Source organism: Pantoea vagans, assembly GCF_001506165.1.
Taxonomy (GTDB): domain Bacteria; phylum Pseudomonadota; class Gammaproteobacteria; order Enterobacterales; family Enterobacteriaceae; genus Pantoea; species Pantoea vagans_C.
In genome coordinates this window covers 1,103,656-1,117,456 of record NZ_CP011427.1, presented here as the reverse complement: position 1 = coordinate 1,117,456, position 13,801 = coordinate 1,103,656, and the positions used below count along the sequence as shown (strand labels likewise).

15 protein-coding genes are annotated in these 13,801 nt (G+C 54.2%); 3 read left to right on the top strand and 12 right to left on the bottom strand.

Annotation, left to right across the window (positions count from 1 at the left end):
* Positions 1–167: 167 nt before the first annotated feature.
* On the bottom strand, positions 168–464 hold the full coding sequence (locus tag LK04_RS05250; RefSeq protein ID WP_081998136.1) for a YfcZ/YiiS family protein: 297 nt from the start codon (positions 462–464) through the stop codon (positions 168–170).
* 358 nt (positions 465–822) lie between these two features.
* Here LK04_RS05250 and fadL point away from each other — a divergent pair, with 358 nt between their 5' ends.
* Complete coding sequence (gene fadL / locus LK04_RS05245) at positions 823–2,106, top strand: long-chain fatty acid transporter FadL (protein WP_039335162.1); 1,284 nt, start codon at positions 823–825, stop codon at positions 2,104–2,106.
* A gap of 44 nt (positions 2,107–2,150) precedes the next feature.
* On the opposite strand, the gene LK04_RS05240 is transcribed toward fadL, so the two are convergent.
* The gene (locus tag LK04_RS05240; protein ID WP_039335160.1) at positions 2,151–3,047 is read right to left on the bottom strand and encodes a LysR family transcriptional regulator; all 897 of its coding nucleotides are present in this window, start codon (positions 3,045–3,047) and stop codon (positions 2,151–2,153) included.
* Between the two features lie 106 nt (positions 3,048–3,153).
* Here LK04_RS05240 and LK04_RS05235 point away from each other — a divergent pair, with 106 nt between their 5' ends.
* Entirely contained in the window at positions 3,154–4,665 is a 1,512-nt protein-coding gene (locus LK04_RS05235) for an MFS transporter (protein WP_052206202.1), read from the top strand.
* Positions 4,666–4,697: 32 nt separating this feature from the next.
* Here LK04_RS05235 and mlaA read toward each other — a convergent pair whose 3' ends face one another.
* The 10 genes from mlaA to ccmA are packed head-to-tail and all read right to left on the bottom strand — an operon-like array spanning position 4,698 to position 12,454.
* Positions 4,698–5,465 carry a phospholipid-binding lipoprotein MlaA gene (mlaA, locus tag LK04_RS05230; RefSeq protein WP_039335156.1) on the bottom strand — a complete coding sequence of 256 codons (768 nt, stop codon included), beginning with the start codon at positions 5,463–5,465 and terminating at the stop codon, positions 4,698–4,700.
* Between the two features lie 35 nt (positions 5,466–5,500).
* Positions 5,501–6,712 carry a c-type cytochrome biogenesis protein CcmI gene (gene ccmI, locus LK04_RS05225; protein ID WP_039335151.1) on the bottom strand — a complete coding sequence of 404 codons (1,212 nt, stop codon included), beginning with the start codon at positions 6,710–6,712 and terminating at the stop codon, positions 5,501–5,503.
* Entirely contained in the window at positions 6,712–7,167 is a 456-nt protein-coding gene (locus LK04_RS05220; protein WP_039335149.1) for a cytochrome c-type biogenesis protein, read from the bottom strand. The genes ccmI and LK04_RS05220 overlap by 1 nt, the downstream gene beginning before the upstream one ends.
* The gene (locus LK04_RS05215; protein WP_038645648.1) at positions 7,164–7,721 is read right to left on the bottom strand and encodes a DsbE family thiol:disulfide interchange protein; all 558 of its coding nucleotides are present in this window, start codon (positions 7,719–7,721) and stop codon (positions 7,164–7,166) included. The genes LK04_RS05220 and LK04_RS05215 overlap by 4 nt, the downstream gene beginning before the upstream one ends.
* Complete coding sequence (locus LK04_RS05210; protein ID WP_039335146.1) at positions 7,718–9,676, bottom strand: heme lyase CcmF/NrfE family subunit; 1,959 nt, start codon at positions 9,674–9,676, stop codon at positions 7,718–7,720. The genes LK04_RS05215 and LK04_RS05210 overlap by 4 nt, the downstream gene beginning before the upstream one ends.
* Positions 9,673–10,158 (bottom strand): cytochrome c maturation protein CcmE, encoded by a 486-nt coding sequence (ccmE, locus tag LK04_RS05205; RefSeq protein ID WP_039335144.1) that lies wholly within the window; start codon positions 10,156–10,158, stop codon positions 9,673–9,675. Before ccmE ends, LK04_RS05210 begins: the two co-directional genes overlap by 4 nt.
* Positions 10,155–10,388, bottom strand: a complete 234-nt coding sequence (gene ccmD / locus LK04_RS05200; protein WP_039335142.1) for a heme exporter protein CcmD — start codon at positions 10,386–10,388, stop codon at positions 10,155–10,157. The genes ccmE and ccmD overlap by 4 nt, the downstream gene beginning before the upstream one ends.
* Entirely contained in the window at positions 10,385–11,125 is a 741-nt protein-coding gene (locus LK04_RS05195) for a heme ABC transporter permease (RefSeq protein WP_039335170.1), read from the bottom strand. The genes ccmD and LK04_RS05195 overlap by 4 nt, the downstream gene beginning before the upstream one ends.
* Positions 11,126–11,180: 55 nt before the next feature.
* Positions 11,181–11,840, bottom strand: a complete 660-nt coding sequence (ccmB, locus tag LK04_RS05190; protein ID WP_039335140.1) for a heme exporter protein CcmB — start codon at positions 11,838–11,840, stop codon at positions 11,181–11,183.
* Positions 11,840–12,454, bottom strand: a complete 615-nt coding sequence (ccmA, locus tag LK04_RS05185) for a cytochrome c biogenesis heme-transporting ATPase CcmA (RefSeq protein WP_039335168.1) — start codon at positions 12,452–12,454, stop codon at positions 11,840–11,842. Before ccmA ends, ccmB begins: the two co-directional genes overlap by 1 nt.
* A 244-nt stretch (positions 12,455–12,698) precedes the next feature.
* Between ccmA and LK04_RS05180 the strand changes: the two genes are divergently transcribed.
* On the top strand, positions 12,699–13,619 hold the full coding sequence (locus LK04_RS05180) for a formate/nitrite transporter family protein (protein ID WP_039335138.1): 921 nt from the start codon (positions 12,699–12,701) through the stop codon (positions 13,617–13,619).
* The last annotated feature ends 182 nt before the right edge of the window (positions 13,620–13,801 follow it).

Genomic DNA, 13,801 nt, shown 5'->3' with positions numbered 1-13,801 from the left:
TGATCATCAGTGTTAACCAGGTGCTGCTAAGTCGCCAATAACAGAAGAAAAAAAGTGCGAGGGAAGACACGAAAAAGAAATATACCCAAAATAATTCGACTCCCCTCATGGGGACTTGAAGTATGAAGGGTATAACGCTGCCGAGAGGGCTTCCGGCAGCCGCAGGATTAACGTAAGCCGAGCTGGAAAATCAGCGTCTCGGCCTGGCAGGCAAAGGTGAAATCGATATTGAGACGAACAGCAGCCGCTTCTTCAACAAAGTCTGCGCGAATATCACAAGGTTCGGACTCAACCTGACGAGCTTTATCGCTCAGGTGCGTCAGCATCGCCTCCGCCGCATGGCGGTCTGCAAACACGCCCGACCAACTGGCCGTGCAATCGGTATTGTCCATCACGGTGCCCACATCGACACAGCAACAGGCTGCGGTTTCGTTAGCACTGCATTTTTTAATGGCATCAGTCATTGCTCTCTCCTGACGATAAATCGACACAATCGGATCATTTTCTATCGCAAAGTGTACGCTCCACGCGCCCTGGCATCTATCTCTCAGCAGCTAAGTGACGAATATCACACTAAAAATTGATCCAAAACAAATTTGACCGCTATGCTGGAGAGGCATCGACAAGATTTTGTTAAGCAGATCTGATTTTGTCGATCAAATTGGAAATATTTAAAAAACAATATTGCAACAAATACACAGGTCGGACCTATACTCGTCGCACTGGTCTGATATGTGTCTTTGTCGTCAGTCCCTACAATCCGCCGTCCTTTGTTACGCGACGTAACAACGTTTAATAATAAATCTAGATGAGGTTGTGGTCATGAACCATAAGAACCTGTTTGCAAAGTCAGCTGTGGCAGCTGCAGTGGCGCTCGTCTCTTCCCATGTTTACGCCGCAGGCTTTCAACTTAATGAATTCTCAGCAATTGGTTTAGGTCGTGCATATTCGGGTGAAGGTGCGATGGGCGATACCGCCGCATCCGCCAGTCGCAACCCCGCGACCATGGCATTGATGGATCGTCCTTCGTTCTCCATCGGTGCTGTTTATATCGATCCTGACGTCAATATTACGGGTACCAGCCCTTCTGGCCGCAGCCTTGATGCTAAAAATATTGCCCCAAATCAGTGGGTGCCCAATATTCACTATGTTCACCCGATCAATGATCAGTGGTGGGTAGGCGCATCTGTCACCTCCAATTACGGTCTTGCCACCGAATTCAATGATGGCTATACCGCGGGCGGTTACGGCGGCAAAACCGATTTGCAGACCGGTAATTTTAATATCAGCACCGCTTACCGTTTGAACGAGCACTTCAGCTTCGGTGTCGGTTTTGATGCAGTCTATGCCAAAGCAAAAATCGAGCGTTACGCGGGAGAATCCGGTGCCGCACTCGGCATTCCTGCCAATACGCAGATTGCGCATCTGAACGGCAACAAATGGGGTTACGGCTGGAATGCCGGCATCCTGTATGAAGTGGACAAAAATAATCGTTATGGCTTCACCTATCGTTCAGAAGTCAAAATCGACTTTGACGGCAACTATCGCAGCAACCTGCCGACTTACGTGAACTCACTGCCGCAGGCACAGTTGCTGGGTCTGCCGTATGGTACGGGCGGTTCAACTATTCCGGGTTCATTAACCCTGAACCTGCCGGAAATGTGGGAGCTGTCAGGTTACAACAAAGTCGCGCCTCAGTGGGCCGTTCACTACAGCCTGACCTATACCAGCTGGAGCCAGTTCCAGGAGCTGAAAGCCACCGGCAGCAACGGACAGACCTTGTTCTATAAAGATGAAGGCTTCCATGATGCTTACCGCATCGCGCTGGGTACTTCCTATTTCTATGACGACAACTGGACCTTCCGTACCGGTATCGCCTTTGATGACAGCCCAGTACCGGCTGACAAGCGTTCTATCTCGATCCCGGATCAGGATCGCCTGTGGCTGAGTGCAGGTGCTTCTTACGCATTTAACGAAGATGCGTCAGTTGACGTTGGTGTCTCATACATGCACGGCCAAAAAGTCACCATCAAAGAAGGTAACTACACCTTTAATTCCGATGGTACCGCATGGCTGTACGGCGCGAACTTTAACTACAAGTTCTAAAACCAGCATCGCTATGAACTACGGCGACAGTGATGTCGCCGTTTTTATTGACGGCGCGCTACCGGCCAATGTTCCGCTAAAAAGTCGATAAAGCAGCGCACGCGGGGTGACAAATAGCGTCCGGGCCAAATCGCCGAAAAACCGCTTTCGCGAATACAGTTGCCTGGCAACACTTCCACTAATGTACCCTGCGCCAGCAAATCCCCCACCACAAAATCCGGCACATAGCTAATGCCCATGCCCGCAAACGTGCTCTGCACCATCGCTTCGATATTGTTCACCGTCAGGGTGTGTGCAGGATGGAAATCACCCGTCACACGGAGATCCGCCAACTCCCAGTTTTGAATCAGACCTGTCGCCGGAAAGCGGAACAGAATGCAGTGATGATCGACTAATTCATCGCTACAGGAGGGAGTGCCCTGTAACGCCAGATAAGCGGGGCTGGCGCAAAGCACAAAACGAAAGGGCCCCAGTGCACGCGCCTGCAGGCGTGAGTCCTGCATCTCACCGCTACGAATCGCGACATCAAAACCCTCATCAATCACATTGACCAGCCGGTCACTGAAATCAAAATCTAATTCTATATCGGGATAGAGCTGGCTGAATAACGGAAGAAGTGGCGTGATCAGCCGGTATCCCACCACGGGTAATGAAACATGTAACTTGCCGCTGGGATGGGCGACGGCTTGCGTGATTTCTGCTTCAACATCACGTAACTGTTCCAGAATCGGGCGCGAACGCGCCAGTAGCAGCGCCCCTTCAACCGTCAGGCTGACGCTGCGTGTGCTGCGATTTAACAGCCTTACACCGAGTTGCTGCTCAAGCCGGGCCACATTCTTACCCACCGCAGAAGCAGAAATCCCCAGCAGTTGTGCCGCCTGAACAAAGCTCAATGTTTCAGCAGTACGTATAAAAGAAGTTAACGCTGTAAGACTGTCCATGATAATTAACCTTATGTCCGCAAAGTGTAGATGTTAACCCTATTTATCATCATTTATATCCGCAATAACCTGCCACATCACTATCCCTCTCTTTGCGAGACTCTTCATGACGGAAATTAGTAGCACTTCTCCTTCAAGCGTCAGGATCAGCGCGACGCTGGCAATTTTGTTGGCTGCGCTCCTGCTTCCTCTGAGTTTTACTGGCGGTGTGGTCACCACCCCGGCCATCAGCATGGAACTGCACGGTGGGCCGTTGTCACTGGCGTGGCTCACCAACGGCTTTATGCTGACCTTTGGCAGTGGCCTGCTGGCGGCAGGTGTAGCTGCAGATAAACTTCGTCACAAGCGCATCTTCATTGCGGGTCTGGCGCTGTTCGCGATCAGTTCGATGCTGATTGCACTGACCCAGAGTAGTTTTTCTCTGGGGATCTACCGCGCATTGCAGGGCATTGCGGCGGCGCTCACCTTAGCCGGTGGAGCCACGGCGTTGGCGCACCTCTACAATGGCCCCGCCCGAACGCGTGCGTTTAGTCTACTCGGCACCTTATTTGGCGTGGGCCTGGCCTTTGGTCCTTTGTTGATGGGTATCATCACGGATGCCTTCAGTTGGCGCTGGGTTTATGCACTGCTGGCAACTGTGGCAGCCGTTGTCGCTCTGGCTGGCCAACTCAGTCTGGTCTCTGCACCGGTCGCGCCCTCTCCCGCAGCCGATATTCGCGGTACCGCGATGTTTAGCTTCACACTGCTGGCATTGACCGCCACGCTGATACTGTTACCGCAATATGGGGTAGCGTCATGGGTAACACTGATCGGTCTGGCGCTGACTTTACTGGCTGCAGTCATCTTTATCCGCCACACCCAGCGCACTATCCATCCAGTGTTTAGCCTCTCGCTGCTGCGTCAGCCGCACTTTGCCGGTGTTCTGCTCTTGCCCGTGGCCACCTGTTATTGCTACGTGGTTTTACTGATTGTCATTCCACTGTTTCTGATGGGGGCACGCAATCTCAGTGAAACGCAGAGTGCGACCCTGTTGCTCTCTCTTACCGCGCCGATGTTGATATTTCCCGGTATTGCCGCCTGGCTTACGCGCTGGTTTGCGGCGGGTGCCATATCCGTGATGGGTTTGCTACTGGCCACGCTGGGATTAGTCGGGATGGCATACACCCTGGCCTCCGCAGATCTGATGCTGCTCGCCTGCGCCATGCTGCTCACGGGCGCAGGAGCCGCATTACCTTGGGGGCTGATGGATGGGTTGGCCGTCTCCGCGGTATCCGTTGATCGTGCAGGTATGGCGGCAGGTCTATTCAACACCGTGCGTGTAGCAGGAGAAGGCGTTGCGCTGGCAGTCGTGATGGCGGTGCTGGCGCTGCTTAACCGCATCGGCTTACAGCAGCATTTGCCGGATGTGGATAGTGCGACACGGCAGGCGGCTGCCGTATGGTTATCCGGCAGCCATGTCCTTCAAGCACAAGAGATACTGCCGCACATTTCAGCAGCCTTGCTGGTGCTGAACGTGCAACACGCGTATCAGATATTGCTGTACGGATTAGCCGCCATCACCCTGGGGTGCGCGGTACTGGTGGGCTTACTGCTCAAGCGTCCTGCAAATAAAGGATAAAAAAATGGCGACTATAAAAGTCGCCATAATTTTTATTGTGAATCGATGTCTTTCAAATCGTCCTGAATCGCGCTGGCGTTCGGGTTTTCTTCCGGTTTCAACTTACCGCCATTGGCAAGGAAGTCATTACGCTGGAAGTAAGCATTACGAATAAAGCTGTAAGGATCTTGCTGCTGCTTGAGGATGGCATCGGAATCCAACAGCTGCGCGCGCGTTTCCACGCCTTCCAGAGTCCATTTACCGATCGACATCGGCCAGGTCAGCCAGCTTAATACCGGATAGAGCGTATCGACGTAGTCACCGCCATCCTGGCGCACCGTAAAGCTACCGTAACCGGGTAACACCACATACGGGCCGTAGCCCACACCGTAACGGCCCAAGGTACTGCCGAAGTGATGCGGCACTTCACGCGCCAACTCTGGGTTCGCTTTGCCCGCCACATCGATAAATCCGCCCAATCCCAATACGGTATTGAGGAAGAAACGCGTGAAGTGCACACCCGCCTGACGTGGTTCACCCACCAGGATTGAGTTCAGCATGCTGGCAGGTTCGTCCAGGTTGCCGAGGAAATTACTTAAGCCGCTGCGCGCAGGCACAGGCACGTAGTCGCGCCAGGCAACCGCAACCGGGCGCACCACATAAGGATCCAGCACGTTGTAGTTGAAGTTAAACATCGTGCGGTTAAAGCCTTCGAGCGGATCGCTACGCTGGGCAGGCTGCGAAGGATCGGCCGGTTTTGAACTGGCACATCCCACCAGCAGCAAACTGGCCAGCGCCAGACCGGTCAGGCGGTTATTCATTCTTATCTCCCTGTGCGGTTGAAAAATGTATCGCTTCAGGGCTGCTGTTGATTAATTTCCACAGCCAGTTGCTGATGACCATCCCAGGGGGTGATCGCGCTGAGACCAAACCAGTCACCCGACTGAGGATTGGCACTACCATCGCGCGAAATACGCACCCTGACCTGCACCTGATGCTGCGCCGAAAGCAGGCGATCTGGCATCATGGCGTTACTGTCATCCAGCGTGAGCGATAACGGGAAGTGGCTCAGCGGTAAACGCTTCACTGCCACAGGCACCGGTGAAACACCGTCAGACACAGAAATATACATCACTCCGCCTTGCGGTAACATTTTTTCTGCCTGCGGGGTTAAATTCACCGTCAATGCCAGATGACTATTTTGCTGCCCCGCGTCCGTTTTCGCTTGTTCAATGCTGCGCTCGATCATAGTAATGCGCTTATCGCCCGCAGGTAACAGCTTCAGCATCACCTGCCACGCACCGATGGCCTGATCGTACTGCTGCTGTTCAAAAGCATTAAATGCCAACAGACTCAGCGTACGAATATTGCTGTGATCGCGTTTTAACAGGTCTTTCAGCATCACGTTCGCCTGGCGATTGTCTTGCGGGTCGCTGGAACGGGTTAACACTTCCGCATAATCCTGCTGTAACTCCAGATTGTCGGGAGCCAGTTGCAGCGCACGCTGGAACGCCTGGCTGGCATTGGTGGCGTTGTTCAGCACCATGCCCAATCGACCCAACATCGTCCAGTCATTGAGATTTTGTGGATCGTTCTGCAACGAGGTACGCAGACCTAATTGTAAACGCGCCAACTCTTCCATGGTCAGCGGTGCAGCTTTCGGGTCCATGACACGGGCACGCAGTTCAGGATACTCCTGTTGCACGGTGACCCATCCTGCCAACTGGCCCAGACCACCGGTTTTCAGATAAAAACCGACCGAGACCACCAGCAACACCACCACACCGGGTAGCAATACCCAGCGACTACTTTGATGAATACGCGCTGCGTGAGCGTCAGGCACATCGGTCAGCAGAGTTTGTTGCAGCTCGCGCACCATCTCTGGTCGCTCGGCCACCACGCCTTCCTCTTCATCACGCTCAAGTTCGCGCAGGCGCTGCTGATAGAAATCCGTGTTCAGGCGATCGCGATCGCCACTGCTGGCCACACGCTGGCGCCAGCCTGCGCTGACAAACAGCACCGATGCCGCCACCAGTAAAATAATCAGGGTAATCCAGAATCCAGTCATTACGGCTTCCCGTCACGCTTTAGAATCGCCGCAAGGCGTTGTTGTTCATCGTCATCAAGATCGCTTCGCGTCCGGCCACGACGATTACGCAGAATAATGATCAGCGCCCCCAGCACCACAAACAGCGCAGGCCCCGCCCACAAAATCAGTGTGGAGGGCGTGACCGGCGGTTCATAAGTGACGAAGTTGCCGTAGCGCGCCACCATGTAGTCGATGATCTGCTGACGACTCTGGCCCTGCTTCATCAGTTCATAGACTTTGAGACGCATATCGGCGGCAATCATCGCATTGGAATCCGCAATGCTGTTGTTCTGACATTTAGGGCAGCGCAGCGAACCGGTGAGATCGCGGTATTGCTCTTCTTGCTGCACCGAATCGAATTGGTAAGTATCGATAGCCGCCCACAGGCTGGTGCTAAGCAAAATGCCCGCTAACAAAAGAAGCAGACGCTTCATGCTCCCGCCCCCTTACTGTATTTGTCCCATAGCGGCTTCACTTCTTCATTCCACACGCGGTCATTCATATCACCCGCATGGCGATAACGAATAATGCCATGGCCGTCGATCAGGAAGGTTTCCGGTGCGCCATACACGCCAAGATCCAGACCCAGCATGCCGTCACCATCATACAAGCTCAGCGCGTAAGGATTGCCCAACGTGTTCAGCCAGGTCACCGCTTTGGTCCGGTCATCTTTATAGTTAAGGCCCACAACGCGAATGCCTTTCTCTGCCAGCGTATTAAGGTACTGATGCTCTGCACGACAGGTTGGGCACCAGGTGGCCCAGACGTTCAGCAGAATCGGCTTACCGTCGGTCAGCACCTGTTGGTCGTAGATTTTCCCCGGTTTGTCGAGCGCTTCCAGCTTGAACACTGGCACCGGTTTGCCAATCAAGGCCGATTCCAGACGGGTAGGATCGTCACCGTTGGCGTTGCGTGACAACTGCCACAACAACGCCGCTGCCAGCAGCAAAAACAGCACTAGCGGGATGAAAAGGATTTTCTTACTCATGCCAACTCCTCCCGCTGCGCTTTTTTGCGCGAACGGTAGCGCGGATCAAGCAGACAGAGTACGCCACCCACTGCCATAAAGACGCCACCGAACCAGATCCAGCGCACGAACGGTTTGTAGTAAATACGTACCGCCCATGAACCATCATCCAGCTCTTCGCCTAACGCGGCGTAAAGATCACGCGTGAAGCCACCGCTGATAGCCGCTTCGGTCATCATGGTGCGGGCCGCGGTATAGAAGCGTTTTTCTGCATGCAGCACCGCTTCGGGTTTACCGTCACGCGTGACGTCGATAATCGCCACACCGCCACTGTAGTTTGGCCCCTGCAGATTGTGTACATCGCGGAAAATGAAGTGATAATTATGGATATCCACGGTATCACCTGACTTCATGCGCACGTCGCGTTCTACGCTGTACTGCGTGCTGAAGGCAATCCCGACGACAGTCACCGCCACGCCAAGATGGCCCAGCATCATGCCCCAGTGGCTGCGCGTCAGATGACGGAGGCCTTTAAGGAAACTGTGACGATGGGTAGCGCGTTCATGCAATTCCATTAACGTCAGCAGAATCACCCAAATCGCCATCAGCAGGCCGATCACCGTCATCGCTTCAATGCGATCCTGCAGCAGCCACGGCAGTGCGATCGACAGGATCAACGTCACCAGTAAGCCCACGCCAAGACGCTTCCACAATTTCTGTGGCTCATCACGACGCCAGCGCACCAACGGCCCGATGCCCAGCATCAGCGCGAACGGTGCCATCAACCAGGTGAACATGGTGTTAAAGAAGGGTTCACCCACTGAAATACTGCCTAGCCCCAGTTGCTTGTGCACCAGCGGCAGCAGCGTACCCAGCAGCACCACCAGCATGGCAGCAATCAGCAAGACGTTATTGCCCAGCAGGAAAGATTCGCGCGACCAGACTTCGCTCTGCACACGGCTGCGAACCTTGCCGCCTTTAATCGCGTAGAGCAGCAGTGAACTGCCAATCACAATCACCAGGAAGGCGAGGATAAACATCCCGCGCGCCGGATCGGAGGCAAATGAGTGCACCGAGACCAGCACGCCAGAGCGCACCAGGAAGGTGCCGAGCAGGCTCAGGGAGAATGCTGTGATCGCCAGCAGCACTGTCCAGGACTTAAAGCTGCCGCGTTTTTCAGTGACCGCCAGCGAGTGCATCAGTGCGGTTCCGGCCAGCCATGGCATAAAGGAGGCATTCTCTACCGGATCCCAGAACCACCAGCCGCCCCAGCCGAGTTCGTAATACGCCCAGGCAGAACCCAGCACGATGCCAATCGTCAGGAATACCCATGCGGCGGTGGTCCACGGACGTGACCAGCGCGCCCAGGCCGTATCCAGACGTCCCGCCATCAGTGAGGCGATGGCGAAAGCAAAGGCTACGGAGAAACCGACATACCCCATATAGAGTAACGGCGGATGGAAAATCAGGCCGATATCCTGCAGCATCGGATTGAGGTCGTTGCCATCAATCGGGAAGTTCGGCAAGGTGCGGGTAAACGGGTTTGACGTCAGGGTGATAAACAGCAGGAAGCCGAGATTGATCATTCCCATCACCGACAACACGCGCGCCAGTGCATCCTGCGGCATACCGCGGCTGAAGATCGCCACGGCCACTGTCCAGGTACTCAGCAGCAGCAGCCACAACAGCAGAGAACCTTCGTGTGCGCCCCAGGTTGCTGCGATGCGATAGTAAACCGGCAACAAGGTGTTGGAGTTCGTAGCGACATAGCCGACGGTGAAGTCGTTGACGATAAACGCATGTACCAACACCAGGAACGCCGCCGCGATGCAGACGAACATGCCCCAGGCCAGCGGACGTGCCAGCGCCATCAAACGTGCATCCTGGCGGGTTGCTCCCCACAACGGGTAGATACTTAACAGCAGCGATAATGCCAGTGCCAGGCAGAGTAAAAAGCTACCAATTTCCGGAATCATGATTGCGCACCTGCCTGCTGATAAGTGGCGGCAGGCCCTTTGTGATTTTGCTTCATCGCATCTTCAATTTCTGGCGGCGTGTATTTCTCGTCATGCTTGGCGAGGACTTCTTTTGCCACCACCAGGTGGCCATCTTCCAGCACGCCCTGAGCGACCACGCCCTGCCCTTCCCGGAACAGGTCCGGCAAAATGCCTTCGTAGCTGACGCTGATCACGCCGTTGGCGTCATACAACTTGAAGGAGACGGCGAGTGTTTTAGGATCGCGTTTTACGCTGCCCGGCATCACCATACCGCCCACGCGCAGACGCTGTCCGGTTTCAGGCATTTGATGCGCTTCGCCCTTGCCATACAGAATTTCACTTGGGGTGTAGAACAGATCGATGTTGGAACGCAGCGCGTACATCACCAGCGATGTGGCAAGACCTAAGCCCACCAAAATCGCCACCACCACATACAGGCGGTTACGACGACGGATATTCACACAGATTCTCCTGCTGCTTCACTGGCAGCTTTTTTCGACTTCGCCGCGCGGATGCGGCGCTCCCTGGATTGACGCTGGCGAATCTCCGCCAGCAAGCGGCGACGGAACAGCACGGTGTGCAGCACCAGACCGAATAAGGGAATCAATGTGAGGATCACGGCGAGCCAGACATAAAAGGCATAGCCGCCCATGGCAAAGAAGTCGCTCCACGACGAGAAAGCTGGGGTCATGCTTTGCGCCCTCCCTGAGCCACATCAATCGCCCAGGGACGATGACGCTCGGTAAACAGGATCAGGTTACGCAGACGCATTAGCGTTAGGGCACCAAACACCAGCAGATAACCGAGGATCGCCCAGCGCAGCGGTGTGCGCATACTTGGCGCGATGGCCTGCTGCAGAATACCTGAAGATCCCTGATGGAGCGTGTTCCACCACTGCACCGAGAAATGGATAATCGGCAGATTGACCACGCCCACCAGAATCAGGATACCCGCGGCGCGACCCGCCGTACGGCGGTCTTCAAACGAGTGATAGAGCGCAATGACACCCATATAGATGAACAGCAGCACCAGTTCAGAAGTCAGACGCGCATCCCAGATCCACCAGGTGCCCCACATCGGTTTGCCCCACGCAGAGCCGGTGATCAGGGCGATGAAAGTGAACACCGCACCAATGGGTGCCATCGCCGCCGAGACCAAATCCGCCATCTTCATCTGCCAGACCAGGCCAATAAAGGCGGCAATCGCCATTGAGGCATAGACCCCCATTGACCACATCGCTGCGGGCACATGAATGTACATAATACGGAAGCTGTTGCCCTGCTGATAATCCGCCGGTGCAAAGCCGAAGCCCCACACCCAACCGAGTAGCAGCGTTGCCACGCCCAATACGGCGAACCACGGAATCAAGCGACCGCATAGTTGGTAAAGCCGTTCAGGCTTCGCCCACTGGTGTAACCATTTCCACATTTGCATAGCTCACAATAAAAGAATTCGGTATCCGGCTGCTCTGGGGCAGCACGAATCAGTGCAGACTAATACGCAAAGCCGCAGCAGTTGCGAACGGCGAAAGTGTTGCGCTCACTGCCAGCATGGCGCCAAGAATCGCCAGATAACCTCCGATCGGCAGCCCTTGGCCCGCGGCATCAATCGCCGCGCTGGCAAAAATCAGTACCGGTATCGACAACGGCAACACCAGCAAACTCAGTAATACGCCGCCGCGTCGCAGCCCCACCGTTAGGCCTGTACCAATTGCGCCCAGGAAACTCAAGGTGGGTGTACCGAGCAACAGTGTCAGCGCCATCGCGCGCCAGCCGGAGAAATCCAGCGACAGCAGTAACGCTGCCAGAGGCGATAGCAAGATCAACGGCAAGCCGGTAATTAACCAGTGCGCAATCACTTTGCCCAGCACCGTCACCGGCAGTGGTGTTGGCAACAAAAGTAGTTGCTCAAGCGAACCATCCAGAAAGTCATCACGAAACAGCCGTTCCAGCGCCAGCAAAGACGCCAATAACGCAGCAACCCACGCGATGCCGGGTGCAATGCGAGCCAACTGCTGCGGATCCGGACCGACACCCAAAGGAAACAGCGTGATAACAATCAGGAAAAACCACAGCGGGTTGATCACTTCTGCACCGCTGCGAAAAGCAATTTTTAATTCTCGTTGAATGACCCGACCTAACATCAAGCCCACTCCGAAGTCAGACGAATTTTGCGCACGCGGTCGCTGTCACCGGGTAAATCCTGATGGGTGGTCAAAATGACCGCGCCTCCGTTATCGGCATGTTCGGCGAAGCGGGCCATTAATTTTTCCACGCCGCCTTTATCAATCGCCGTCAGCGGCTCATCCAGAATCCAGACTTTTGCCGTGCTCAGCCACAGGCGCGCCAGTGCAACGCGTCGCTGCTGTCCGGCCGACAGTTGTGCCACGGGCACCTCTTCGTAACCCAACAGGTTGACCTGCTCCAGCGCGTCATAGAGGCGTTCCTCATCGTGATGGCCATGCCAGAACTGCAGGTTTTCCATTGGCGAGAGTACTGATTTCACGCCCGGATGATGGCCAAGATAAAGCAGGTTTTGGTGCCATATTTCGCGTTGCTGACGCGTCGGCTGCGATTGCCACATCACTTCCCCCTCTTCTGCCCGGCTCAAACCCGCCAGTAAGCGTAACAGTGAGGTTTTTCCCGCCCCGTTAGGACCTTCAATTTGCACAATGTCACCCGGTTGCACATGGAAGCTGAGTCCATGAAACAAGGTTCGCTCATCGCGAACGCATGAGAGATTAATGACTTCGAGCATGAAAGAGGGAATCGCAGCAATGAAATAAGGCGGGGATAATACCACAATGAATCTGTGGGCCGAAGTCTGTGAGTTGGCTCTCACTTCCCTCAAAGGGGGTATTCGTGCGCATCAGATCAATAAACTGCTCAAAAAAACGCCTCAGTTAAAATCTTGTTACTCTTAAATTGAATCTTAGTAACATTTCGCCCTTGATAAAAACGTCTACGCTTATTACGCGCTGGCATTATCACTGGGGGAAAACATGAAGCAATCGCCATCCATTACAGAACATGACAACGATGTGGAAAGCGAAGAAAAGGAGCAAGGCAAAGAGATTGAGGTAGACGAAGATGCCTTGCCTTCACGGGCAGCCGCTATTCATGAAGAGATCCGTCAGGACGGTGAGAAAGAGTTAGAGCGCGACGGTATGGCATTGCTTTGGTCTGCTGTTGCCGCTGGGCTTTCCATGAGTGCCTCACTGATGGCGAAAGGGATTTTCCACGTACATTTAGCTGAGGTGCCGGGCGGTTTTTTACTCGAGAATCTGGGTTACACCTTTGGCTTTGTTATCGTGATTATGGCGCGTCAGCAGCTGTTCACTGAAAACACGGTCACAGCCGTGTTGCCCGTGATGCACAAACCCACCGGTGGCAATATGTTGCTGCTTTTACGCCTGTGGGGTGTGGTGTTGGCGGGAAACCTGATCGGTACAGCACTCGGCGCACTGGCGTTTAATCATATGCCCATCTTTGACGATGCCACACGCCAGGCTTTTACCTCTATAAGCGAAAAAGTGATGGCAAATCCACCGCGCGAGATGTTCGCCAATGCGGTGATATCCGGCTGGATCATCGCCACCATGGTCTGGATGTTCCCTTATGCGGGCGCGGCGAAAATCGTGGTTATCGTGATGATGACGTGGCTGGTCGCATTGGGTGATTTGGCTCATATCGTGGTCGGATCGGTGGAAGTACTGTATCTGGTATTTGCCGGCACACTGCCTTGGTATGAGTTCTTCTGGCCATTTGCCCTGCCGACGTTGCTGGGCAATATAACCGGCGGTACGCTCATTTTTGCCTTAATCAGCCATGCCCAGATTCGCAACGATATGAGCGAAGCGGCAAAGGCCAAAGCCAAGGCTGAGCAGAAACGGAAAGAGAAAGCGCAAGGTCAGTCGAAGTGAAGTTTGGTACTAGATTGTTGATAGATTGAGCAATCAAGCTTTTCACGGTTAAATTTTGCGGGTCGGTACGCTATACTGCGCGCCGCGTCTCCTTAGTTAAATGGACTAAACTTATTTAAATCATAACACAATGTTTTATATATGATTTAGTCCATATTAAACATAAAAAAAGTACCCAATTA

Coding starts and splice junctions, on each gene's coding strand:
- LK04_RS05220 (WP_039335149.1), bottom strand. CDS start 7,167: ATGAAGCGTCTGCTTCTTTTGTTAGCGGGCATTTTGCTTAGCACCAGC.
- LK04_RS05215 (WP_038645648.1), bottom strand. CDS start 7,721: ATGAGTAAGAAAATCCTTTTCATCCCGCTAGTGCTGTTTTTGCTGCTG.
- fadL (WP_039335162.1), top strand. CDS start 823: ATGAACCATAAGAACCTGTTTGCAAAGTCAGCTGTGGCAGCTGCAGTG.
- ccmA (WP_039335168.1), bottom strand. CDS start 12,454: ATGCTCGAAGTCATTAATCTCTCATGCGTTCGCGATGAGCGAACCTTG.
- LK04_RS05180 (WP_039335138.1), top strand. CDS start 12,699: ATGAAGCAATCGCCATCCATTACAGAACATGACAACGATGTGGAAAGC.
- LK04_RS05210 (WP_039335146.1), bottom strand. CDS start 9,676: ATGATTCCGGAAATTGGTAGCTTTTTACTCTGCCTGGCACTGGCATTA.
- mlaA (WP_039335156.1), bottom strand. CDS start 5,465: ATGAATAACCGCCTGACCGGTCTGGCGCTGGCCAGTTTGCTGCTGGTG.
- LK04_RS05240 (WP_039335160.1), bottom strand. CDS start 3,047: ATGGACAGTCTTACAGCGTTAACTTCTTTTATACGTACTGCTGAAACA.
- ccmB (WP_039335140.1), bottom strand. CDS start 11,840: ATGTTAGGTCGGGTCATTCAACGAGAATTAAAAATTGCTTTTCGCAGC.
- LK04_RS05235 (WP_052206202.1), top strand. CDS start 3,154: ATGACGGAAATTAGTAGCACTTCTCCTTCAAGCGTCAGGATCAGCGCG.
- LK04_RS05250 (WP_081998136.1), bottom strand. CDS start 464: ATGACTGATGCCATTAAAAAATGCAGTGCTAACGAAACCGCAGCCTGT.
- LK04_RS05195 (WP_039335170.1), bottom strand. CDS start 11,125: ATGTGGAAATGGTTACACCAGTGGGCGAAGCCTGAACGGCTTTACCAA.
- ccmI (WP_039335151.1), bottom strand. CDS start 6,712: ATGACTGGATTCTGGATTACCCTGATTATTTTACTGGTGGCGGCATCG.
- ccmD (WP_039335142.1), bottom strand. CDS start 10,388: ATGACCCCAGCTTTCTCGTCGTGGAGCGACTTCTTTGCCATGGGCGGC.